This window comes from Mesorhizobium sp. 113-1-2 (assembly GCF_016756475.1).
Taxonomy (GTDB): Bacteria; Pseudomonadota; Alphaproteobacteria; order Rhizobiales; family Rhizobiaceae; genus Mesorhizobium; species Mesorhizobium loti_C.
This window is the reverse complement of the sequence record NZ_AP023242.1, coordinates 5,495,380-5,514,529: the sequence shown is the minus strand read 5'-3', so window position 1 is coordinate 5,514,529 and position 19,150 is coordinate 5,495,380. Positions and strand designations below refer to the sequence as shown.

General features: G+C 63.2%; 25 protein-coding genes and 2 tRNA genes. 13 read left to right on the top strand and 14 right to left on the bottom strand.

Annotation, left to right across the window (positions count from 1 at the left end; all coding sequences use genetic code 11):
• Positions 1-63: 63 nt before the first annotated feature.
• The 3 genes from JN279_RS26960 to hdaA are packed head-to-tail and all read left to right on the top strand — an operon-like array spanning position 64 to position 2,502.
• The gene (locus JN279_RS26960; RefSeq protein WP_096456602.1) at positions 64-621 is read left to right on the top strand and encodes a CDP-alcohol phosphatidyltransferase family protein; all 558 of its coding nucleotides are present in this window, start codon (positions 64-66) and stop codon (positions 619-621) included.
• Positions 593-1,801, top strand: coding sequence for an AI-2E family transporter (locus JN279_RS26955; protein WP_096456604.1), 1,209 nt, complete (start codon positions 593-595; stop codon positions 1,799-1,801). The genes JN279_RS26960 and JN279_RS26955 overlap by 29 nt, the downstream gene beginning before the upstream one ends.
• Entirely contained in the window at positions 1,798-2,502 is a 705-nt protein-coding gene (hdaA, locus tag JN279_RS26950; protein WP_096456605.1) for a DnaA regulatory inactivator HdaA, read from the top strand. Before JN279_RS26955 ends, hdaA begins: the two co-directional genes overlap by 4 nt.
• Positions 2,503-2,787: 285 nt before the next feature.
• Here the strand turns inward: hdaA and JN279_RS26945 are convergent, their stop codons facing one another.
• The 4 genes from JN279_RS26945 to JN279_RS26935 form a co-directional block, all read right to left on the bottom strand.
• Positions 2,788-3,069, bottom strand: a complete 282-nt coding sequence (locus JN279_RS26945) for a hypothetical protein (protein WP_096456606.1) — start codon at positions 3,067-3,069, stop codon at positions 2,788-2,790.
• An 82-nt stretch (positions 3,070-3,151) separates the two neighbouring features.
• Positions 3,152-3,394, bottom strand: a complete 243-nt coding sequence (locus JN279_RS38365) for a hypothetical protein (protein ID WP_244734760.1) — start codon at positions 3,392-3,394, stop codon at positions 3,152-3,154.
• Positions 3,395-3,471: 77 nt separating this feature from the next.
• Positions 3,472-3,597 carry a hypothetical protein gene (locus JN279_RS38755; protein WP_274608592.1) on the bottom strand — a complete coding sequence of 42 codons (126 nt, stop codon included), beginning with the start codon at positions 3,595-3,597 and terminating at the stop codon, positions 3,472-3,474.
• A 112-nt stretch (positions 3,598-3,709) separates the two neighbouring features.
• A tRNA-Pro gene (locus tag JN279_RS26935) sits at positions 3,710-3,786 on the bottom strand.
• A 125-nt stretch (positions 3,787-3,911) separates the two neighbouring features.
• On the opposite strand from JN279_RS26935, the gene JN279_RS26930 reads away from it, so the two are divergent.
• The 8 genes from JN279_RS26930 (at position 3,912) to JN279_RS26895 (ending at position 9,402) form a co-directional block, all read left to right on the top strand.
• Positions 3,912-4,217 (top strand): ETC complex I subunit, encoded by a 306-nt coding sequence (locus tag JN279_RS26930; RefSeq protein ID WP_015318428.1) that lies wholly within the window; start codon positions 3,912-3,914, stop codon positions 4,215-4,217.
• A 46-nt stretch (positions 4,218-4,263) separates the two neighbouring features.
• A tRNA-Arg gene (locus JN279_RS26925) sits at positions 4,264-4,340 on the top strand.
• A 139-nt stretch (positions 4,341-4,479) separates the two neighbouring features.
• Entirely contained in the window at positions 4,480-4,761 is a 282-nt protein-coding gene (locus JN279_RS26920; RefSeq protein WP_244734162.1) for a hypothetical protein, read from the top strand.
• A 136-nt stretch (positions 4,762-4,897) separates the two neighbouring features.
• A complete protein-coding gene (locus JN279_RS26915) occupies positions 4,898-5,119 on the top strand; it encodes a hypothetical protein (protein ID WP_096459099.1) in 222 nt (73 codons plus the stop codon).
• 180 nt (positions 5,120-5,299) lie between these two features.
• Positions 5,300-6,091 (top strand): GGDEF domain-containing protein, encoded by a 792-nt coding sequence (locus JN279_RS26910; protein WP_202350692.1) that lies wholly within the window; start codon positions 5,300-5,302, stop codon positions 6,089-6,091.
• Positions 6,092-6,194: 103 nt separating this feature from the next.
• Positions 6,195-7,157 (top strand): glycosyltransferase family 4 protein, encoded by a 963-nt coding sequence (locus JN279_RS26905; protein ID WP_202350691.1) that lies wholly within the window; start codon positions 6,195-6,197, stop codon positions 7,155-7,157.
• Positions 7,158-7,289: 132 nt separating this feature from the next.
• On the top strand, positions 7,290-8,516 hold the full coding sequence (locus JN279_RS26900; RefSeq protein ID WP_096456614.1) for an anion transporter: 1,227 nt from the start codon (positions 7,290-7,292) through the stop codon (positions 8,514-8,516).
• 16 nt (positions 8,517-8,532) lie between these two features.
• Complete coding sequence (locus tag JN279_RS26895) at positions 8,533-9,402, top strand: tetratricopeptide repeat protein (RefSeq protein ID WP_096456616.1); 870 nt, start codon at positions 8,533-8,535, stop codon at positions 9,400-9,402.
• Here JN279_RS26895 and JN279_RS26890 read toward each other — a convergent pair.
• A complete protein-coding gene (locus tag JN279_RS26890; RefSeq protein WP_096459102.1) occupies positions 9,340-10,056 on the bottom strand; it encodes a hypothetical protein in 717 nt (238 codons plus the stop codon). The genes JN279_RS26895 and JN279_RS26890 overlap by 63 nt on opposite strands.
• 57 nt (positions 10,057-10,113) lie before the next feature.
• On the bottom strand, positions 10,114-10,698 hold the full coding sequence (locus JN279_RS26885; protein ID WP_096456618.1) for a TetR/AcrR family transcriptional regulator: 585 nt from the start codon (positions 10,696-10,698) through the stop codon (positions 10,114-10,116).
• A 79-nt stretch (positions 10,699-10,777) separates the two neighbouring features.
• Between JN279_RS26885 and JN279_RS26880 the strand changes: the two genes are divergently transcribed.
• Entirely contained in the window at positions 10,778-11,653 is an 876-nt protein-coding gene (locus JN279_RS26880) for a crotonase/enoyl-CoA hydratase family protein (RefSeq protein WP_096456620.1), read from the top strand.
• A 38-nt stretch (positions 11,654-11,691) separates the two neighbouring features.
• Here JN279_RS26880 and JN279_RS26875 read toward each other — a convergent pair whose 3' ends face one another.
• From JN279_RS26875 to JN279_RS26865, 3 genes are all read right to left on the bottom strand, one after another.
• Positions 11,692-12,003, bottom strand: a complete 312-nt coding sequence (locus JN279_RS26875; RefSeq protein ID WP_244734161.1) for a hypothetical protein — start codon at positions 12,001-12,003, stop codon at positions 11,692-11,694.
• Positions 12,004-12,024: 21 nt separating this feature from the next.
• A complete protein-coding gene (locus JN279_RS26870; RefSeq protein WP_096456622.1) occupies positions 12,025-12,867 on the bottom strand; it encodes an alpha/beta fold hydrolase in 843 nt (280 codons plus the stop codon).
• A 69-nt stretch (positions 12,868-12,936) separates the two neighbouring features.
• Entirely contained in the window at positions 12,937-13,629 is a 693-nt protein-coding gene (locus JN279_RS26865) for an alpha/beta fold hydrolase (protein ID WP_096456624.1), read from the bottom strand.
• 157 nt (positions 13,630-13,786) lie between these two features.
• On the opposite strand from JN279_RS26865, the gene JN279_RS26860 reads away from it, so the two are divergent.
• Entirely contained in the window at positions 13,787-14,422 is a 636-nt protein-coding gene (locus tag JN279_RS26860) for a CGNR zinc finger domain-containing protein (protein ID WP_096456626.1), read from the top strand.
• A gap of 72 nt (positions 14,423-14,494) precedes the next feature.
• Here the strand turns inward: JN279_RS26860 and JN279_RS26855 are convergent, their stop codons facing one another.
• The 5 genes from JN279_RS26855 to JN279_RS26835 all read right to left on the bottom strand — a co-directional run bounded on the left by JN279_RS26855 (position 14,495) and on the right by JN279_RS26835 (position 18,711).
• Positions 14,495-14,818: a cupredoxin domain-containing protein gene (locus tag JN279_RS26855; protein ID WP_202350690.1), complete on the bottom strand. Its 324-nt coding sequence runs from the start codon at positions 14,816-14,818 to the stop codon at positions 14,495-14,497.
• Positions 14,815-15,339 carry a DUF4142 domain-containing protein gene (locus tag JN279_RS26850; protein WP_096456628.1) on the bottom strand — a complete coding sequence of 175 codons (525 nt, stop codon included), beginning with the start codon at positions 15,337-15,339 and terminating at the stop codon, positions 14,815-14,817. Before JN279_RS26850 ends, JN279_RS26855 begins: the two co-directional genes overlap by 4 nt.
• 106 nt (positions 15,340-15,445) lie before the next feature.
• The gene (locus JN279_RS26845; protein ID WP_202350689.1) at positions 15,446-16,132 is read right to left on the bottom strand and encodes an RNA polymerase sigma factor; all 687 of its coding nucleotides are present in this window, start codon (positions 16,130-16,132) and stop codon (positions 15,446-15,448) included.
• A 93-nt stretch (positions 16,133-16,225) separates the two neighbouring features.
• The gene (locus JN279_RS26840) at positions 16,226-17,305 is read right to left on the bottom strand and encodes an HPP family protein (protein ID WP_096459114.1); all 1,080 of its coding nucleotides are present in this window, start codon (positions 17,303-17,305) and stop codon (positions 16,226-16,228) included.
• Between the two features lie 224 nt (positions 17,306-17,529).
• Positions 17,530-18,711, bottom strand: coding sequence for a cystathionine beta-lyase (locus JN279_RS26835; RefSeq protein ID WP_096456630.1), 1,182 nt, complete (start codon positions 18,709-18,711; stop codon positions 17,530-17,532).
• Between the last annotated feature and the right edge of the window lie 439 nt (positions 18,712-19,150).

The window sequence follows — 19,150 nt, the reverse complement described above, 5'->3', positions numbered from 1 at the left end:
CGGAGCTTGCGGCGCCTCTCCATCTCCATCATCTATCCCTGACCTGAGAGGACGGCTGAGCATTTGACCATCCCCAACCTGATCACCATCCTGCGCCTTGTCCTGGTGCCTGCCGTGGTGCTGGCCATGCTGCAGGCACGCTGGGACTGGGCCTTTGCCGGCTTCGTCATTGCCGGCGTCTCGGATGGCGTCGACGGTTTCATCGCCCGCCGTTTCAACCAGCAGTCCAGGCTCGGCGCCTATCTCGATCCGATGGCCGACAAGCTGCTTTTGGTTTCGGTGTTCGTCGTCATGGGCTTCATTGGGCAGTTGCCGTTGTGGCTGGTCGTCACCATGGTGTCGCGTGATGCACTGATCATCTGCGCGGTTCTGTTGTCCACGGTGATGGCCCATCCGGTCGAGATAAAGCCGTTTCTGGTGTCGAAGGCTAACACGGCCATCCAGATCGTGCTGGCGGCGGTCGTGCTGGGGGAACTGGCCTTTGCCGTGCACCTCGACCCTTTGCGGCCAAGCCTCATATTGCTGTCCGGGGTCTTGACCGTGGCTTCGGCCGCAGCCTATCTCGTGGCTTGGCTGAGGCATATGAGCGGCTATGGCGAAGGCTCCAATCCGGACATCTGAGAAAGACGCGGCAGTGATCGAGGCTGCAGCTGCTGATCTTGCCGCGGCCTCCGCGTTCCGCCGGCAGATCTTCTTCTGGCTGGCCGGCGTCGCCGGACTTGCGCTGTTCCTCTATGTCTTCAGCAACATCCTGCTGCCCTTCGTCGCCGGCATGGTGCTGGCCTATTTCCTCGATCCGGTTGCCGACAGGCTGCAGCGGCTCGGCCTGTCGCGTTTCATGGCGACGGTGGTCATCCTCATCACCTTCCTCATTCTGCTGGTGCTGGCCTTCGTCATCCTCATTCCGGTCCTGGCGACGCAGATGGCCGATTTCGCCGGCAAGCTGCCGGAATATCTGACCCGGTTGCAGAGCCTGATCACCTCCTTTGACCCGAAATGGCTTGAGCAGAAATTCGGCGTCAACGCCAATGGCTTGCGCGACGGGCTGAATTCTTTGCTGACTTCCGGTTTCGGCTTGCTCACCACGGTCTTCACCTCGATCTGGAGTTCGGGCGTGGCGCTGGTTTCGGTGGTCAGCCTGTTCGTGGTGACACCTGTCGTCGCTTTCTACATGCTGCTCGACTGGGATCGTATGGTCGCGGTCATCGACAGCTGGGTGCCGCGCGACAATGTCGCGACCGTGCGCGCCATTGCGCGCGACATCAACACGGCGACCGCCGGCTTCGTGCGCGGCCAGGGCACGCTCTGCCTGGTGCTGGGCGCCATGTATGCAACCGGCCTGACGCTGACTGGGCTGAACTTCGCCATCCTGATCGGCCTGTTCGCCGGGCTGATCTCTTTCATTCCCTATGTCGGCTCGCTGACCGGGCTGGTGCTGGCCGTCGGCGTCGCTTTCGTCCAGTTCTGGCCGGATTGGACCATGATCGTCGCGGTTGCCGTGGTCTTCTTCATCGGCCAGTTCATCGAAGGCAACATCCTGCAGCCGAGGCTGGTCGGCAAAAGCGTCGGCCTGCATCCGGTATGGCTGATGTTCGCGCTGTTCGCCTTCGGCGCGCTTTTCGGTTTTGTCGGCCTGCTGATTGCCGTGCCGGCTTCCGCCGCCGTTGCCGTTCTCGTGCGCTTTGCCATCGCCCGCTATCTTGAATCGCCGCTCTACAAGGGCCACGCGACAGAGTCCGCGCCGCCGCTGCCGGCCGATCGCGGCGGCGGCCACCGCACGCAACCGCGTCGCTCGAAGTGACCGCCCAGCGAACCGATCCGCCGCGCCAGCTGCCGCTCGATCTCGGCCACGGTACCGGCTATTCCCGCGACGAGCTCGTCGTCTCCGGCACCAACAATCAGGCGGCGGCCCTGGTCGACCGCTGGCCGGACTGGCCTTCACCGGTGGTGGTGCTGGCAGGCCCCGCCGGCTCCGGCAAGACGCATCTGGCCGCCATCTGGCGTGCGCGTGCCAACGCGGTTGCCGTCGACGCCGGGCGCATCGGCGACAGCATTGCCAGTCTCGGCGCGCGGCCGGCGCTCATCGACGATGTCGATGCGGGCGCGGTCGACGAACAAGGCCTGTTCCATCTGATCAATGCGGTGCGTGGCGCCGGCTCGACGCTGCTGTTGACCGCGCGGCGTTTTCCCTCGGCCTGGGGTGTTTCGCTGCCTGATCTGGCCTCGCGGCTGAAGGCGGCGGCGACCGTCGAAATCCACGAACCCGACGACCTCCTGCTGGCCGGTGTCATCACCAAACTGTTCGCCGACCGCCAGGTCGAGGTCGAACCGCATGTCGTGCAGTATCTGGTGCGGCGCATCGAACGCTCGCTCGGCACAGCCATGCGCGTGGTGGAGCGGCTGGACCGCACCGCACTCGAGCGCAAGATGCCGATCACCCGGGCGCTTGCCGCCGAAACGGTCAACGCCATGGACGAGGGGCAGGGCGCGTTCGAGATTTAGATCTCAAACGACCGGTGAACCCAGGCGTGTCCCATTTTGGGAAACAGGACTGGCATCTATCTTGCTGCACCAGCTTGCCGGCTGACCCCGGTCCTGATTGCGTTCCAAATCAGGTTGTAGGCTCGCCGGGAATGAGTTTGGGGTTCTCGCCCGGCGAGCTTGCCTTCAGGTGTATCGAGCGATCGCCCCCGCCGCGGCAGCGGGCATGCAACAGGCATCGCTTCAATCATCGAAACTATTGAGATGGACCATTCAATGGTCCATGCGGAGCAAGCCTGGCCAATCTCAGAGCCACATTCTGACGAAATGCCGGACCAGCAGATAGACAGCCGAATGAGCGGCGACGTAGCAGGCTGCGACCAGCACAAAAATCCCGATACTGACAGGCCAGGAACGGGAGGCGATCGTGCCCGGAGACAGCCTGGCCTGCCTGCGGCTCTTACGATTGTTCCATGCCGCCAGCGCCGCACAAGCGACCGCCCACGCCACCATGAATGGAACCGTCACGCCCGCATAAGCAAAATAAGCCGGTCCGAACAGCGACACCCCCGCATCGATCCCAAGCATCGGCTACCCCCCGTTTTGCGGGAGTGTAAGCCGGCAATGTCGACGGATGCGAGCTTGAAATGGTGAAACCCGGATACTGGGATCAACCCTTCTCTGAGAATCCTGCCGCGCGGCAATAGCCGGCGAGTTGCCCATCATCGACGTCGGGCAAATTGATCACGATGTTTTCAGGCGTTCTGCAGGCCAGCCACCACAATTCTTCCGTCGTGCTCATATTGGCTTCCAGATGCGGCAGGAACGGCGGCACGAACATGAAGTCGCCGGCCGAGAGCTCGACAAACTCCTGATAGTCCTTGCCGAAATACATGCGGGCGTTGCCGGACAGCAGATAGGCACCGGTTTCCGCCTCGCCGTGATGGTGCGGCAGCGATCTGAAGCCGGCGCGTTGCTGGCCTTGCCAAACTACAATTTCGTTGCCGAGGTATGCTGCGGCCCAACGTCTGTCACCAGCGCCATGCCGCCGGACTGGCTGGTCTTGCTGCTCTCCTGGCCTTTCCGGGTGATCACCGGCCTGTCATTGGTTGCCATTCGAAGCGCTCCGGTATCAGACTCGCGCCGGAAAACCGTCGCAGCAAGGGCCCGCGACCGGGGCGGCGCAAGATGGCCATGCGGCCACGCCAATGCTGCATTTTCGAGAGGATGGTCGGAGTGGAGAGATTCGAACTCCCGACCCTCTGGTCCCAAACCAGATGCGCTACCAGCCTGCGCTACACTCCGAACGGTCTGTTGCCTATTCATTTCGGTGTTACATGGCAAGTGCAAAAACCTTGCCGCCATGCGCATTGCGCAGTAATGACGGGCGAAGGGGCGGCGATGCTGCCTTGCACAACCATGAGGTGGCCATGTCCGCGCGCATTTTCAGCCCAGCCAAAACCGCGATGCAGTCCGGCAAGGCCAAGACCGGCCACTGGGTGTTGGAATTCGACCCCGAGATGCGCAAGAAGATCGATCCCTTGATGGGCTATACGACGTCGGGAGACATGAGAAGCCAGATCAGACTCACCTTCGACACACGCGAAGAGGCCGTGGCCTACGCCGAAAAGGAAGGCCTTGCCTTTCGCGTCGAGGAGCCGAAAGAGACCAAGCGCCGCCAGATTTCCTATGCGGAGAATTTCCGCTATGACCGCAGGACGCCCTGGACGCATTGAACGGCGCCAGCGCCAGATACCCAGCCGGCCTCTTTGGCCGGCCAGCGGTCCCGTAGCTCAGCTGGATAGAGCACCGGCCTTCTAAGCCGATGGTCACAGGTTCGAATCCTGTCGGGATCGCCATTAAATAATTGATTTTACGAGATTATTTCTGCTCTATTAAAGGCGTGTCGGCTTACCTTCTGCCGCGTCGGGATGATGCCAGTATGCGCCGCAAGAAATGACCGGCGGGAACCTGACGCTTGCCGGCGCGTTGCCTCGCATGCTCAAGAAGATCGCCTTCGCCGCCGTGCTGTTCCAGGTTGCCGTTTTCTCGGCTCTGATAACGCAGACGGTTCTTTTCGCATCCACAGCGACTGAAGCGGCCGACGTGCAGCACGGCCAACCCGTTGCCGTCACCGACAAGGAATGCGCCGCCGCGACGTGGCCGAACATTCCGGATCGATGTCTGGAGCGGGTTGAGGCGCAACTCTATTACGACACTGGTGCTGGCGGCCGGGCAATAGAGCAACGCTGCCTGGGGCCATCAGGAATTATTTCGTGATCCGCCGAGGTTGGAACCTTAGCGCACACCGAGCGTTCGGGGCCTTGTATTCGCGGAGCCTCATAAAAGGCAATGTGCGGGCCGGCGAATGGGCGGGGCAAAACAAGCGCGGGTTGGGGGAGGAGAAAACGAGGCCATGTCGAAACGTGAAATTGGAACGTCCCCTGCCTTGGGGCGGCGTATTGCTGAACTCAAGGCCAGAATGCAGCATGCCGAAATTTCCGATTATGAGATGAAGACCTTCCACAAGGTCGCAGCCATCATGGGGGCAAGCGACGGGTCCCTACGACTGGATGCTGACGACCTGATCGCGGCATCCTTCGTCGTCGAGGCGGGTGAATCGGCGTCCAGCCGTTGACACCAGGGATTCCCTGCGTTGCAATCCAGTGAACGAGCTTGCTTTTATCGCCGGAGCACGGCCGCCTATTGGGCGAGCATGCTCCGGCTTCCGCTCATCTGATCTCGAATTGAAGGAAAGTCTTATCATTTTGTTTGCGTTGGTACGTCATAGTAGTGACGGCTAACGGAGTGGAACGCAATGAAGCTCGATCTGTCGCCGACGAGCTGGGGCAGGGTGATCGCTGTCACCGCTGCCGGTACGGCATTCTTCATCGCCGTGGCGTTTTTCGTCGACTCGTTCAATTTCCCCTATCTCTCGCCCGAGGCTGTCTGGCGCGCGCAAATGACAGATCTGATGCTGCCCCTGGTGCTGGGCGGGTCGTTTCTGTTTTTCCTGATGTGGAAGATCCGCCAGCTGGCCATAGCCCAGCGTGACCTCAGCGTCATCGCGGCGACCGACAGCCTGACGGCGGTGCTGAACCGCGGTGCCTTCTCGATGCTGGTCGAGGCCTATCTCGAGCAGACCCGCAAGCAGGAGGATACCCGCTCTGGCGCTCTGCTGATCATCGACGCCGACCATTTCAAGTCGATCAACGACCGCCTCGGCCATGACTGCGGCGACCAGGCGCTCAAGCTGATCGCGCAGGCGATCAAGGGACAGCTGCGCGGCAGCGATATCGTCGGCCGCATCGGCGGCGAGGAGTTTGGCGTGTTTCTTCCCGGTGTCGACCCCTCGCAATCCTGGCTGGTTGCCGAAAGCATCCGCCGGCGAATTCGCGAAATGGACTTTTCGCCCGGCGGCCGCGCCTGTCCGCTTTCCGTCTCGATCGGCGGCACCAGCTTCAGCGGGCCGACGACTTACGAGGCGATATTCTCCGCCGCCGACAGACGGCTCTATGCCGCCAAGTCGAATGGACGCGATCAGGTCAGCTTCGACCCGACGGAAGCCGCCTCGCAGGTGCCCCAGCCCAGCGTCGCCACGGTGCATTGACCGCTGCCTTGCTGCGCGCGATGGCTGACGTCGACCGCTTTCCTTGACGCTTTCTTGCCGGTGTGCTTCCTCCGCATCCAGGCCGCCCAGGTAAGCGCTACGCATGATCCATTTGTTCAACGGCTTTCAGAACCCGTTTGGCGGCAGCGAGCGCGAAACCCTGGACCTGTACCGGCTGTTGAGTGCCGACTCGCCTGTGCGTCTCTGGGCAACCTCATCGCACGTCTCCGACGAGCTCATGCGACAGTTTCCTGTTCGCCGTGTCTCGCCGGCAACGCGCGACGTGCCGGACGGCGGCACCTATGTTTTCCTCGGTGCGCATTGGCGCAACAAAATCTGGCCTTACCTGATCGCGCGGCCGCGCCGACTGATCTATGTCTTCAACACCTTTCACCCGAAGATCATCGCGCTGACGACGCGCATGCCGCGCCTGCTGGGCTGGCCGGACGCCGAACTGGTGCTGATCTCCGACTTTCAGAAGCGCATGCTGCAGGTCGAAGGCGTCGTGCATCCGTCACCGATCGATATCGAACGTTTCTCACCACGGCCGGCAAGGCCGGATCGGCCGTTCACAGTGGGGCGGCTGAGCCGCGATACGGCAGACAAGCATCATGCCGACGACGTTGCGCTCTACGAAGCCTTGCTGGCCGATGGCGTTGCGGTGCGGATCCAGGGTGGGATGCCGCTCAAGGACAGGCTCGCGCCGCATCCGCAACTCGAACTCCTGCCGCAGGGCCAATTTCCCGCCGAACAATTCCTGCCGACGCTCGACGTCTTCTACTATCGCACCGGCTCGCATGTGGAGACATTCGGCCGCGTCGTGTTCGAGGCGATGGCCTGCGGTTTGCCCGTGGTCTGCCATTCGCATGGTGGCTATGCCGACCACATCAGCCATGGCGAAAACGGTTTTCTGTTCGAGACGACGCAACAGGCGGCGCGGATCCTGGCCGAGCTCAAAGCCGATCCGGCGCTGCGAGCGAGAGTGGGCGACAAGGCGCGGCAGACCGTCGAGCAGCTGTTTTCGCCACAGGCATTGCGGCAGCGGCTGGATTTCTATCGGCGTTAGCGATACCGACCTGCGGAACCACGGTTTGCTCACCCCGTTTGTCATCGACCTCGACATCGCCAAAGCTGACATGCAAAAGAACCATCGGGCGGACCGCATCGGTGCCACCAGGTCGAGCGGGGCTCCTTACCAATGACATTGATGGGCGCGGCGGCGCTGCTGATCCTGGTCCTGACCTATGCCGGCGTCGCTATCGGCCGCATCCCTGGCCTGCGTCTCGACCGGGCGGGGATTGCGCTGCTTGGCGGCGCGGCGATGATCGCCATTGGCGCGATCAGCATGGAGGATGCCTACCGCGCCATCAATTTCGACACCATCACGCTTCTGCTCGGCATGATGATCGTGGTGGCGCATCTGAAGGTCTCCGGTGCCTTTCGTGGCCTTGGCGCCATCGCCATCGAACATGCGCATGCGCCGTTCATGCTGCTGGTAATGGTGACGCTGCTGACCGGCGTGCTATCGGCCTTCCTGGTCAATGATGCCATCTGCCTGGTCATGGCGCCGATCGTCGTGCATGTCACCCGCGTCATCAACCGCAATCCGATCCCCTATCTGATCGCCACCGCCACCGCGTCGAACTGCGGTAGCGTCGCCACTATCACCGGCAATCCGCAGAACATGGTCATCGGCACGCTGTCGGGCATCTCCTATCCCGCCTTTTCGGCGGCACTCGCGCCGGTCGCCCTGTTCGGCCTCGTCGCGGTCATCGTCATCGTGCGCATCGTCTATCGCGCCGAATTCACCCGCACCGCCGAATTGACGCCGCATGTCTCGCGCGGCCGCATGCATCGCGGCCAGGTGCTGAAGGCCGTGATCGTCTGCATCGGACTGGCCATCGCCTTCTTCGCCGGCGTCCCCGTTGCCAAGGCCGCGTTGATCGGCGGCGCCATTCTTCTGCTCACCCGCGCCATCAAGCCGGATCGCATCTACCGTGAGATCGATGGGCCGCTGCTGTTCATGTTCGCCGGTCTGTTCGTGGTGGTTGCCGGCGCTGAAAGGACGCTGCTGACGCCTGATCTCATCGCTTCGGCCAAGAATCTCGGCCTGGACGACGTCTGGCGCCTGTCGGGTTTCACCGCAGTGCTTTCCAACATCATGAGCAATGTGCCGGCCGTGCTGGCGCTGAGACCGTTCATACCCGGTCTGGAAAACCCCGAACGGGCCTGGCTGGTGGTGGCGATGAGTTCCACGCTCGCCGGCAATTTCACGCTGCTCGGCTCGGTCGCCAACCTGATCGTCGCCGAGCAGTCCAAGACTGCCGGCACGCCCTTGTCCTTCGGTGCCTTCTTCAAGGTCGGCCTGCCGCTGACGCTGATCACGCTCGTGGTCGGCACGGCGTGGCTGGCGCTTGGGTTCTAGAGGGAGCGGCAAAGCAATGGTGAACACCAATCAAGGTGAAAGCGGAGATCTGATTCGCCGGGCTGTGGCCGCTTTCAATTCCGGCAATCATGACCAGGCAGTGGATCTGTGCGAGTTGGGCCTAAAGCAGCGTCCGGGCGATTCGGCGCTTTGCCATCTGATGGCCGCGGTCCTCTTCGCGAGGGCCGACTTGCCGGAGGCTCGTGCGCGCATCGAAGCGAGCCTTGCCGCTCGTCCGGACAATGTACCAGCCTTGATTCTCGCGTGCCGGATTGCCCGGGCCCAAGGCAGGCTCGAAGCGGCGTTGCAGCATCTGGACCGCGCGGCAAGGCAATCATCGCAGGCGGAGATCCTGCTCGAGCGGGCACGTACCCTCGATCAGGCAGGTGATGCCTCGGCGGCTGGTGTGTGCTGGACACTTGTCTTGCAAAGGGAGCCGAAATCCAAGGAGGCAATGGCACGCCTGGGGCATTTTGCGTGGGAACGCGGAGAGTCTCTGGAGGCGGAAGCCTTCCTCGAACGCGCCGTCGCTGGCGGTGGGCATCCGGCTGCCTGGTTCGACCTCGGACTGGTGCGTCAGGACATGCGCAAATTCGGTAGCGCCGCCGAAGCCTACCGACGCGTGCTTGAGATGAGCCCGGACGCACCGGAGGCTGCCGTCAATCTGGGCGTCGTCTTGCAAGAAACCGGCGACCTCGACGGGGCTATGGCGGCGTATTCGATGGCCTATCGTCTGCGCCCATCCACGTTCGGCGTGATCGCCATGGCACTCACATCGGCGTCGAGCGGCAGGCTGTGGCTCGATGAAGAGGCGCTGCGTCGATCACTCGCCAGTGGTGCGCCCCCGCCTGGCGCGAAACCGCTTGCGGTAGACGCCGGGCGTTGACAGGACATCCGCGACCGTCTGCGCATAGGATGCCTGCCGCTTCTCGTCGAACACCTCGTACTCCAGCTGTGGCGCGGCGCGCGGAACCGCAAAGCACTGTGCGACAGGAGTTCCTTTCCGGAGCACGCCGGAGAATTCGGGCTCCGTCCAGATCGCCGGGAAATTGATGCCGCCGTCGCTGAACCGGTCGGAATCCACAAGTCCCGTCACCAGCCTGAACGGAAGATCCTGGCGATTGACAGGATGTGTCGCGAACAGCGACCAGCCATCCTCGACCTCGATGGTCCAGAAGCTGTTGAATTTGAGGGCGGCTTGGCTGGGCGTGGCAAACGGGCTTCCGGCGAGCTGCCCCGGCGTGTGGAAGCTCAATGGCGCTCTGGGGTGGTTCCGCGTGACCGGTTCTGGAATTTGCCAATCCCAGGAAAAAGTGCCCTTGTCGACGACGACGTCGCACGGCAGCAGGACCATGAAGCCATAGGTCATCGCATCGACAACGGGTGGGCACTGCTTGAGCGTGCGAATGTCACGGCCGTGGATCGCCGAATAGGCGGTGGCGGGCATGGCGCGCAGCCATTCCGGTAGAGCGCCCCGCGCCGGGATCGGGCGCGGCAAATGCTCAAACAACATTGGATCACATCGAAAGATGACACGCATCGCCGCCTCCTGGCATTGCGATACCATGCTTGCCGGCCACGCTCCAAGCGCGGTTGGTCAGTCCTTGTTCCGGCATCTCGCCCCAACAAGCGTGGCAGCGGCTCGTCCTCCTGCTTCGATGTAGTCGGGATTGCGATGGATCAGCATGATCGAAAAGCAGCCGTCGATCAGCAGCACGATCTCGCGGGCCAAGGCTTGCGGCTGCTCAATATCAAACCGGGACAATTCACCCGCCAGCCATGTCTCGAAATTCGACTTGTGGCGTGATCCGACCTTCACCGCCGGATGGCCGGGCATCGAAGCGAGTTCCGCGGCCGTACGCAGAAAACCGCACCCCTTCCATTTCGGATGGCGCGCAACCCGCGCCAGATTGCTGAAGATCGCTTCGACCTTGCGGTCCGCGCCGCCCTCCGCGGCATCAAACCAACTGGCCAGCTGCCGCAGATTGGGCTGGTCGCGGCCGTCGAGATAGGCGGCGATGAGGTCGTCCTTGCTCTTGAAGTGATAGTAAAGCGTGCGCTTGGTGAGGCCTGCCTTTTCGGCAACGGCATCGACGCTGACACGACCGATTCCCTCGGCATAGAACAGCTTCGTCGCGGCATCGACGATGCGTTTGCGGGTCGGGCTGGCGGCTTCAGGCATGGAGCATGTATACCGACTAGTGAATATACACGCAATCGAAAGCATGATCCCTTTCCGTCGTATCTGGAAAGGAAGAACAATGGCCGATCTTGTCCTGAACGAGACCCGTGACGGGGTGAGCGTCCTCACCCTCAACCGCCCGGAAAAGCTCAACGCGCTGAACTATGCCCTGATCGATCGCCTGCTCGCGGTCCTCGACGACGTTGAAGTCGATGGCAGCATACGGGCTGTCATCCTCACCGGAGCAGGGGAGCGGGCGTTTTCGGCGGGTGGCGATATCCACGAATTCTCGGCGAGCGTGGCTCGCGGTGCAGATGTGGCGGTGCGCGACTTCGTCCTGCGCGGCCAGCGGCTGACGGCAAGGCTTGAAGCCTTCCGCAAGCCCGTCATCGCCGCGGTCAACGGGATTGCCTTCGGTGGCGGCTGCGAGATCACCGAGGCCGTGCCGTTGGCGATCGCCAGCGACCGTGCGCTGTTCGCCAAGCCGGAGATCAACCTTGCAATGCCGCCGACCTTCGGCGGCACGCAGCGCCTGCCGCGGCTCGCCGGGCGTAAGCGCGCGCTCGAACTGCTTTTGACGGGCGACTGGTTTCCGCCGCCGCGGGCGCTCGAACTTGGTCTTGTCAATCAGGTCGTGCCGCATAGTGATCTGATGCCGGCGGCGCACGATCTTGCCCGCCGCATCATCACGCATTCGCCGGCAGCGCTCGCCAGCATCCTCACAGCCGTAGCGCGTGGCATCAACCTCAGCATCGCCGATGGGCTGCTGGTCGAGGCCGAGCAGTTCGCCCGCATGGCCCCGACTGCCGATCTCAGGGAAGGGCTTGGCGCCTGGATCGAGCGGCGCAAGCCCAGCTATGACGGCTCCTGGACGCACATCGCAAGGCCGGACGAGGCAAGGCGCGCCTCACTGCGGCTCGACCGGGCGGCGGGTCAGGGCAAAGCCTCGAGGTGACTCGTCATCTCGGGCGCAACGTCGCTGTCTGACGGCCGTCACTTCGCCCTGACGATGAACCCCAATTGCCCCAGCACTTTCACCGCGCCGCTCTTGCCGCCTTCGAAGTCGCCGGAGGCCAGCCTTTTGCCGGTGGCGAATTCGTAGGCGGTGCCGAGGATCGCTTTCGGCGGATAGACGCGGGTTTCCGCGACCAGTTCGTAGGTCGTGGTCGGGGCAAATCCGTGTTCGGCGAAAAAGCGCTCAGGCCCCAGCCGGTCGTATTCTTCCATCGCCCGCGCTACGTGGGCGCGGGTCACGCTGTTCCAGGCAATCATGGTGCCGGTGACGATGGCGACGGAGTTCGACATGGCAAGTCTCCTGTTTTCAGATCAGGGCAGGAAGTCGAGGATCGCCTTGGCGATCTCGCTGGCATGCGTTTCCAGCGCGAAATGGCCGGTGTCGAGGAAACGCACCACCGCGTCCGGCATGTCGCGCTTGAACGCATCGGCGCCGGGCGGCAGGAAGAATGGGTCGTTCTTGCCCCACACCGCCAGGAACGGCGGCTTGTGGGTGCGGAAATAGGACTGGAAGGCGGGGTAGAGGGCGACATTGCTCTTGTAGTCGCCGAACAGGTCGAGCTGTACTTCCTCGGCGTCCGGCCGGCCGAAATAGAAGCTGTCCAGCGAATAGCCGTCGGGCGAGACCAGGTCCGCCGGCGCGCCATGCGTGTACTGCCAGGCGATCGCGTCCGGCTTGAAGGCAGGGCGCAGCGCCTCGCGGTTGGCCGGCGAGGGGTCGCGCCAATAGGCGCGGATCGGATTCCAGTCCTCGCCGAGCCCTTCCTCATAGGCGTTGCCGTTCTGCGAGATGATCGCGCTGATGCGCTCCGGGTGCTTCACCGCCAGCCGGAAACCGGTCGGCGCGCCATAGTCGAACACGTAGAGCGCATAGCGGTCGAAGCCGACCACTTCGGTGAAACGGTCGATGATTTCGGCAATGTGGTCGAACGTATAAGCAAACGTCTCGCGCGGCGGCATGTCGGAACGGCCAAATCCCGGCAGATCGGGTGCGACGATGTGGAAGCGGCCGGCAAGCAGCGGAATGAGGTCGCGGAACATATGGCTCGAGCTCGGGAAGCCGTGCAGCAGCAGCAGTTTCGGCGCGCCCGGTGTCCCGGCCTCGCGATAGAAGATGTTGAAGCCGTCGACATCGGCGTTGCGATAGGCGGTCATGGTGCTCTCCGTTGCTGTAACCGAAAAATCGGCATTGGGAAGGTTATTGCGATTGAAGGCGGCTCAGGCTCACGCTTCGCCGGCACGCGCCGCTTCGATAATAATGTCGACGACGGCATCGGGCGCGGTGACCATCGCCGTGTGGTCCGCCGGTTGCACACGCGTCATGGCGTTCATGCGCCTGGCCATGAAATGCTGCGTCTCGGCAACGATCATGCGGTCCTGCTCGGCAATCAAAAACCAGGCCGGCCGGTCCTTCCACGACGGTCGCGGCATCGGCACGGTGATGCAGGCCGGCGAGATTGGCCGCTGGACTGCCTGCAGCACCGCCAGTTCGTCCGCCGAGGCGTTCTGGGCAAAGGCGGAATCAAAGGCACTGTCCGGCAGGTGGATCAGGCCATGATCGTCCGGCGCGAGCTTGGGCGCCTTGGCATGCGGCGTTGTGCGGTAGAACACGTCCGCCACGGTCTCGCCTTCGTCGGGCGCAAGGGCGGCGACATAGACAAGCGCCTTCACCTTGTCGCTGCGTGTCGCCCCGATCACCTCGCCGGCATAGGCATGGCCGGCAAGCACGACAGGCCCGGCGACGCGCTCCAGCGTCCGGTCGAGTGCCGCCACATCGTCCGCGAACGACGTCAGCGGCAGCGGCGCGGCAACCACGTTGAAACCCTGCGCCACGAGCGGCGCGATCACTTTGGCCCAGCTCGAGCCGTCCGCCCAGGCGCCATGGACGAGCACAACACTGACATCGTTCGAGGGCATCGCGGCATCTCCTTCCGGATTGAATTGACTAGTAACCTGTTAAAGCTGTCAGAAAGGGTTACTGGATATGAACGTAACTTGTCAACCGGCCTCGAAAGGGTTATCACCGATTTGTGTTTAGAGCGCTCGGCGGGATCGACGCGCGATTGGAGTTACGATGACCCCTGCGATCTTTGTCGGTGACGCGCTCGGCCTGGATTTCCTCAATTCGATCGCAACGCCGGTCGATACCCCTGTCGATTGGATCAAGGACGGCGAGGGGTTGCTGGATTGGGTCGAACAGGCGCGGCTGGCGCCGCCCGAGGCGCTCGACAGCGTTCGCACGCACGCTCTGCCGGGCGAACTCGATAAGGTGGCCGATCGGGCAAGGCATCTCAGGGAGTGGTTCCGCGGGTTCGTACGCGAACACAAGGGGCGTCCGCTGGTCGCCCAGGATCTTGCGCAATTGGAGCCGCTCAATCGCCTGCTCGACCGCGACGAGATCTTTACCCGGATCGCCCCCGTCCTTGCCGGTAAAGACATGCCTGCGGGTAGCGAAATCCCTTTTCAGCTTCAGACGGATCGCAAGTGGCGCACGCCCGAGGCGCTTCTGCTGCCGATCGGCGAAGCGCTGGCGCGGTTCGTCTGCAGCGAGGATTTCTCACATGTGAAAGCCTGCGAGGGCCCAGCCTGCACGCTGCTTTTCGTCGACCACACGCGCGGCCATCGGCGCCGCTGGTGCAGCATGGCGCAGTGCGGCAACCGGGCAAAACAGGCCGCGCATCGTCACCGCGTCAAAGCGCATCACGATTAGCCGCGCCGGCTCCTGCAAGATTGGACCGACGCCGTGAGGGCTGGCGGCTCTACGCCGCCAGCCGCAAGCGCATCACGGCGCCACGTTCACATGACCCTTCATGTTGGGGTGGAAGCGGCAGAAATAGTCGACCGCTCCCGCCGCCTTCAATGTCAGGCTCGCCGCTTTCTTCGGCGGGATCATCACTTCCCAGCCGCCCTTCACGGTGGCCGTGTGGGCAATCACGTCCTTGTTCACCCACTCGATCGTGTCGCCGACCTTCGCCTCGACGGTCGCCGGCGAAAAGACCAGCTTGTCGATGGTGACCTCTATCGTAGCGGCCGCCGCCGGCGCCGCTGTAAGCATCAGCGCCAGGGCGGCCAACCGCGACGGATGGATCAAGGCGCTCGCTTTCATTTCAGCATGCCGGCGACATGTTCGGCGTGCTGCTCATGCCCCTGGAAGATCTTGAGGCCGGTCTCGAGCAGGCTTTTTAGCTCGGCATTGCTGGCCGAGGGGATGAGCAGCGTTTCGAGCGCGCCGTTGACCTGCTTGTGATAGGCGACCTCGTTCTCGATATAGGCCTTGTCGAAAGCCGCGCCCTTCAGCTTGGCGAGCTTGGCACGTTCTTCTTCCGCCGCCTTGCTCAGTGCCTGGCTGGTGGCGTTGTCCTCGGGCTTCACCTTGAGCTTCTTGACCAGGTCGAGCGCCTGCTTGTTCACCGCCTCATGGTCGCGCTCCATGTCCTTGGCGAAGGCAATGACCTCCTTGTTCTTCGATGTCTTGATCGCCAGCTTGGCCGCCTCGATGTCGAGGACGCCGGCTGTGTAGGCGATGTGGGCGATCTGCGGATCGGTCGGCTTGTCCGCGGCTTGCGCGAAAGGGGCGGCGCTGACGAAAAGCAGGGCGGCAAGGCCGGCGGTATATCGGGTGAACATGGCATCCTCCTTCGCCCGGCTGCGAGGAAGCGCCGGGGCTTACATTTTCAGTTGACGCTGATTGGATGCGCGGCCGGGAGAAACGTTCCCGAAAATCAGAACAGGATCATTCGAAACCCAGCCGTCCCATCACGGCCTTGGTCAGCCGCTCGCAACGGCGGCCGGCGAAGGGGAAGGCGTCGAGCAGCACCGGGCCGATCTCGTCGTCCAGCGCCTTGCGCAACAGGCTGCGCGCCCGGTGCAGCCTTGTCTTGACGGTCTCCGGCCGCAGGTCGAGCAGATCGGCGGTTTCCTCCATGCTCAGGCCCTCGATGACGCGGGCCACGAAGACCATGCGGTAGATTTCGGGCAGGCTGTCGGTCGCCCGTTCGACAAGTGCGAGAATCTGCCGCTGCGCCATCGTCCGCTCCGGGTCGTCGCTGGGATTGAGGGGAAAGCGGATGATCTGCGCTTCCGGGTTTTCGGGCATCGCCACGGTGTGGCGCCTCTTGCGCAGGCGGCCGAGCGCTTCGTTGATGACGATGCGCGACAGCCAGGTGGCGAGCGAGGCATCGCCGCGAAATGTGGCGAGGCCGGCGAAAGCGCGGACATAAGCCTCCTGGACGACGTCCTCGGCTTCGGCGTCGTTGCGCAATATGCCGCGCGCTATGCGGTAGAGCCTCTGGTTGTATGTCTTGATGACGGTGCGGAAGGCGCCCGCGTCGCGCGCCAGTGCTCGCTGTACAAGCAGCAGGTCGGCGGAGAAGGCCTCGACCACTTCACGCCTTTTGACGGGCATTGCGAGCTTGCTCATCGCGACCGGATCTCCCGAACAGACGCTTGACTGCACGTTGGATGCACCTGCCGGAAAAAGGTTCCCGGATTTCGGCAACCTGGCTTCGCTATTCTAAGCCGCCGCCAGTCCCTTGTCTGCGGCCTGCACGCGTGCGGCCGCCGCCAGAAGATCGGTCTGCGTGATCAGGCCGAGAATGCGCCGCTCGCCATCGACGATGACCACGGCATGGCTGCGGCCGTCGGTCAGAATGGGAAGCAGGCTCATCGCCGGCGTGTCGGGCGAGGCGGTGCCGGCCTTCGACATCACGCCCTTCACCGTATCGATGGCCTTCGTCAGTTCGCGCAGGCCAACGGCGCCGACCAGCCGGGCATCCGCGTCGACCACCGGCAAGGTGCGGATATTGTGATCGAGCAGCTGCCGGCGCGCCTCGTCGACGGTGGCCTGCTCTGGCACCGAAATCACGTCACAGGACATGATGTCCTGGCACAGCAGGGTCCGGTGCGAGCGCACCATGGCCTGCAGTTCGACTTGTCTCAACAGCCGTTCGAGGTCGTTGCGGTCGATGTCGAAGGTTTCGTCGAGCGTGGTCAGCGCCGCGTCGATATCCTCGGGCCGGAAGCCGACGCGCTGCTGCGCCGGCGGATCGGCGGTCCCGTGACTGTTGGCGGCGGATGCGGCGACATGCGGGTAGTTGCGCCGCGCCAGCCTGTGGAAAAGGAAACCCAGGGTGACCAGGATGATCGAGTTCAACGCGACTGGCACGAAGGGAAACAGGAAGCCCGCGCTGACAACGGCAGGTCCGCCAAGCACTCCCGTCAACGCCGCCGCGCCGCCTGGCGGATGCAGGCAGCGCGTGAACGACATCGCCGCGATGGCGAGCGCCACGGCAAGGCCAGAGGCAAATACAGGATCATGGATGAAATGCGCCACGGTCACGCCTACCAGCGCCGATATGGAATTGCCGCCGATGATCGACCAGGGCTGCGCCAACGGGCTCGCGGGCACGGCGAAGAGAAGCACGGCGGAGGCGCCCATCGGCGCCACCAGCAGGGCCACATGCGGGCCGCCGCCCATCGCCAGCCCGCTGATCACGCCGGTCAGCGCGATGCCGATCGTGGCGCCGATGCAGGCAAGCAACCGCTCGCGCAGCGTCGCGCCGGCAAGGATGGGGACAAAAAGGCGAAAGGCCATGGCAAGCTTTGTTGGAAATGGATTGGTCGGGGATGCCGTGCAGCAGGCAATGCAGCCGAACCCACGGATTTGAAAGTCAAACAAATCCGCAAAGTCGCCGGCCAAGAGAATAATATTGCGCGCCACACCTCGCTGGGATGCCGCGAACGGCTCACACTTTGTCATCAGCGTCAGAGCCTTGCGGCCGTTTGCTGATTCCGTCCAGCAGTCAGCCGGCGCGCTGGTTAGGCTGTCGCTGCGGCCAGCCCACGCAAAATGTCGGCTTTTAGGTCGTCGACATCCTCAAGACCGATCTGTAGGCGGATCAACGGACCGTCATAGGGGCCTTTTGCAATGACACGGTCGCTGAGCCAGACCGGCACCGCGAGGCTCTCATAGCCGCCCCAGGAATAGCCGAGCCCGAAGATCTGCAGTGCGTCTAGAAAGGCATGCTGCTCCTTCTGGCCGCCGCCAGCCATAACGAAGGAAAAGATACCGCTCGAACCGCAAAAATCGCGCTTCCACAAGTCGTAATCCGGGTGGCTGGGAAGGGCAGGGTGGAGCACGCGCGCCACGCCCTTCTGGCCTTCGAGCCACGATGCGATGGCAAGCGCGCTGCGCTGATGATGCTCCAGGCGCACGCCCATCGTGCGCAGGCCGCGCAGCACCTGGTAGACGTCGTCGGGTCCCGCGCAGCAGCCGAGCGTGCAGAAGCTCTCGTAGAGCTGCTTCCAGTGGCTCTCATTGGCCGAGACCGTGCCGAGCAGCACGTCGGAATGGCCGGCCGGATATTTCGTCGCCGCGTGGATGGAGATGTCGACGCCGTGGTCGAGCGGCCGGAAATAGAGCGGCGTCGCCCAAGTGTTGTCCATCATCACGATGGCCCCGGCGGCATGCGCCGCCTTGGCGATCGCCGGTATATCCTGCACCTCGAATGTGTTGGAGGCCGGCGATTCCGTGAACACCACTTTGGTGTTGGGCTTGATCAAGGCAGCGATGCCTACGCCGATGCGGGGATCATAGTACTCGACCTCGACGCCGAGCCGCTTCAGCATCGTGTCGGCGAAATTACGGGTCGGATGGTAGACGCTGTCGACGATCAGCAGATGATCGCCAGCCGATACGAAGGCGAGCAGCGGAATGGTCACCGCCGCCAGGCCCGATGGCACCACGATCGTGCCGGCGGATCCCTCCAGCGTGTCAATGGCATGGGCAAGGGCGTCCGTCGTCGGCGTACCGCGTGTGCCGTAAGTGTATTTCTGGTTGCGCGCCGCCATCGTCGCGGCATCGCGGAACAGCACCGTCGAGGCGTGTACGACAGGCGGATTGACGAAGCCGAAATAGTCGTGCGGGTTGTTGCCCGAATGGGCAAGCCGCGTGTTGATCCCCATTTTTCCGGAAACCTGCTCGTTGCCGTCCTTAGCCATTCTTCGTCTTCGCCTTGTTTGACAAGGCGCTAGCCATAGTGCGGTGTCAGGGACCGTGCAACCGCCCACCGTCCGCCAGGGATAGACTTCGAATATGCCAATTCTCCAGCGGACCGGCGTCGCCGTCAGGTCGTGAAACCGGCCGGTCAGATGCGGCAGTGCGCAGGTGAGCAACCCGACACCTGGCCTAGCCTGCCGCCAAGGAAGGCCTGTGGATCGCCGGCATCGCCATCCTCGTTCTCCTGGAAAAGACAGTCACGACCGGGCCGTTGATTCCGCGCATTTCCGGTGTGTTGATGGCGGCGGCCGGCGCCTGGCTCGTTTCTCGGGCGCTTTAAGAGCGCACGTCTGATGACAGTCTTCGGGAGTGCCAATTCATTCCGTATCCAGATCAGTGACGCAACGCTGGTGTCAGGGATGGGTTTCGCCGCCGGCCCGC

Bases quoted from the DNA above. Each gene is read 5' to 3' on its own strand.
- JN279_RS26945 (WP_096456606.1), bottom strand. From the start codon at position 3,069: ATGCTTGGGATCGATGCGGGGGTGTCGCTGTTCGGACCGGCTTATTTT.
- JN279_RS26860 (WP_096456626.1), top strand. From the start codon at position 13,787: ATGACCCCTGCGATCTTTGTCGGTGACGCGCTCGGCCTGGATTTCCTC.
- JN279_RS26895 (WP_096456616.1), top strand. From the start codon at position 8,533: ATGGTGAACACCAATCAAGGTGAAAGCGGAGATCTGATTCGCCGGGCT.
- JN279_RS26865 (WP_096456624.1), bottom strand. From the start codon at position 13,629: ATGCCCTCGAACGATGTCAGTGTTGTGCTCGTCCATGGCGCCTGGGCG.
- JN279_RS26930 (WP_015318428.1), top strand. From the start codon at position 3,912: ATGTCCGCGCGCATTTTCAGCCCAGCCAAAACCGCGATGCAGTCCGGC.
- JN279_RS26915 (WP_096459099.1), top strand. From the start codon at position 4,898: ATGTCGAAACGTGAAATTGGAACGTCCCCTGCCTTGGGGCGGCGTATT.
- JN279_RS26870 (WP_096456622.1), bottom strand. From the start codon at position 12,867: ATGACCGCCTATCGCAACGCCGATGTCGACGGCTTCAACATCTTCTAT.
- JN279_RS26850 (WP_096456628.1), bottom strand. From the start codon at position 15,339: ATGTTCACCCGATATACCGCCGGCCTTGCCGCCCTGCTTTTCGTCAGC.
- JN279_RS26890 (WP_096459102.1), bottom strand. From the start codon at position 10,056: ATGCGTGTCATCTTTCGATGTGATCCAATGTTGTTTGAGCATTTGCCG.
- JN279_RS26855 (WP_202350690.1), bottom strand. From the start codon at position 14,818: ATGAAAGCGAGCGCCTTGATCCATCCGTCGCGGTTGGCCGCCCTGGCG.
- JN279_RS26845 (WP_202350689.1), bottom strand. From the start codon at position 16,132: ATGAGCAAGCTCGCAATGCCCGTCAAAAGGCGTGAAGTGGTCGAGGCC.
- JN279_RS26955 (WP_096456604.1), top strand. From the start codon at position 593: ATGGCGAAGGCTCCAATCCGGACATCTGAGAAAGACGCGGCAGTGATC.
- JN279_RS26840 (WP_096459114.1), bottom strand. From the start codon at position 17,305: ATGGCCTTTCGCCTTTTTGTCCCCATCCTTGCCGGCGCGACGCTGCGC.
- JN279_RS26875 (WP_244734161.1), bottom strand. From the start codon at position 12,003: ATGTCGAACTCCGTCGCCATCGTCACCGGCACCATGATTGCCTGGAAC.
- JN279_RS26835 (WP_096456630.1), bottom strand. From the start codon at position 18,711: ATGGCTAAGGACGGCAACGAGCAGGTTTCCGGAAAAATGGGGATCAAC.
- JN279_RS26885 (WP_096456618.1), bottom strand. From the start codon at position 10,698: ATGCCTGAAGCCGCCAGCCCGACCCGCAAACGCATCGTCGATGCCGCG.
- JN279_RS26905 (WP_202350691.1), top strand. From the start codon at position 6,195: ATGATCCATTTGTTCAACGGCTTTCAGAACCCGTTTGGCGGCAGCGAG.
- JN279_RS26880 (WP_096456620.1), top strand. From the start codon at position 10,778: ATGGCCGATCTTGTCCTGAACGAGACCCGTGACGGGGTGAGCGTCCTC.
- JN279_RS38755 (WP_274608592.1), bottom strand. From the start codon at position 3,597: ATGGCAACCAATGACAGGCCGGTGATCACCCGGAAAGGCCAGGAGAGC.
- JN279_RS26910 (WP_202350692.1), top strand. From the start codon at position 5,300: ATGAAGCTCGATCTGTCGCCGACGAGCTGGGGCAGGGTGATCGCTGTC.
- JN279_RS26920 (WP_244734162.1), top strand. From the start codon at position 4,480: ATGCTCAAGAAGATCGCCTTCGCCGCCGTGCTGTTCCAGGTTGCCGTT.
- JN279_RS26900 (WP_096456614.1), top strand. From the start codon at position 7,290: ATGACATTGATGGGCGCGGCGGCGCTGCTGATCCTGGTCCTGACCTAT.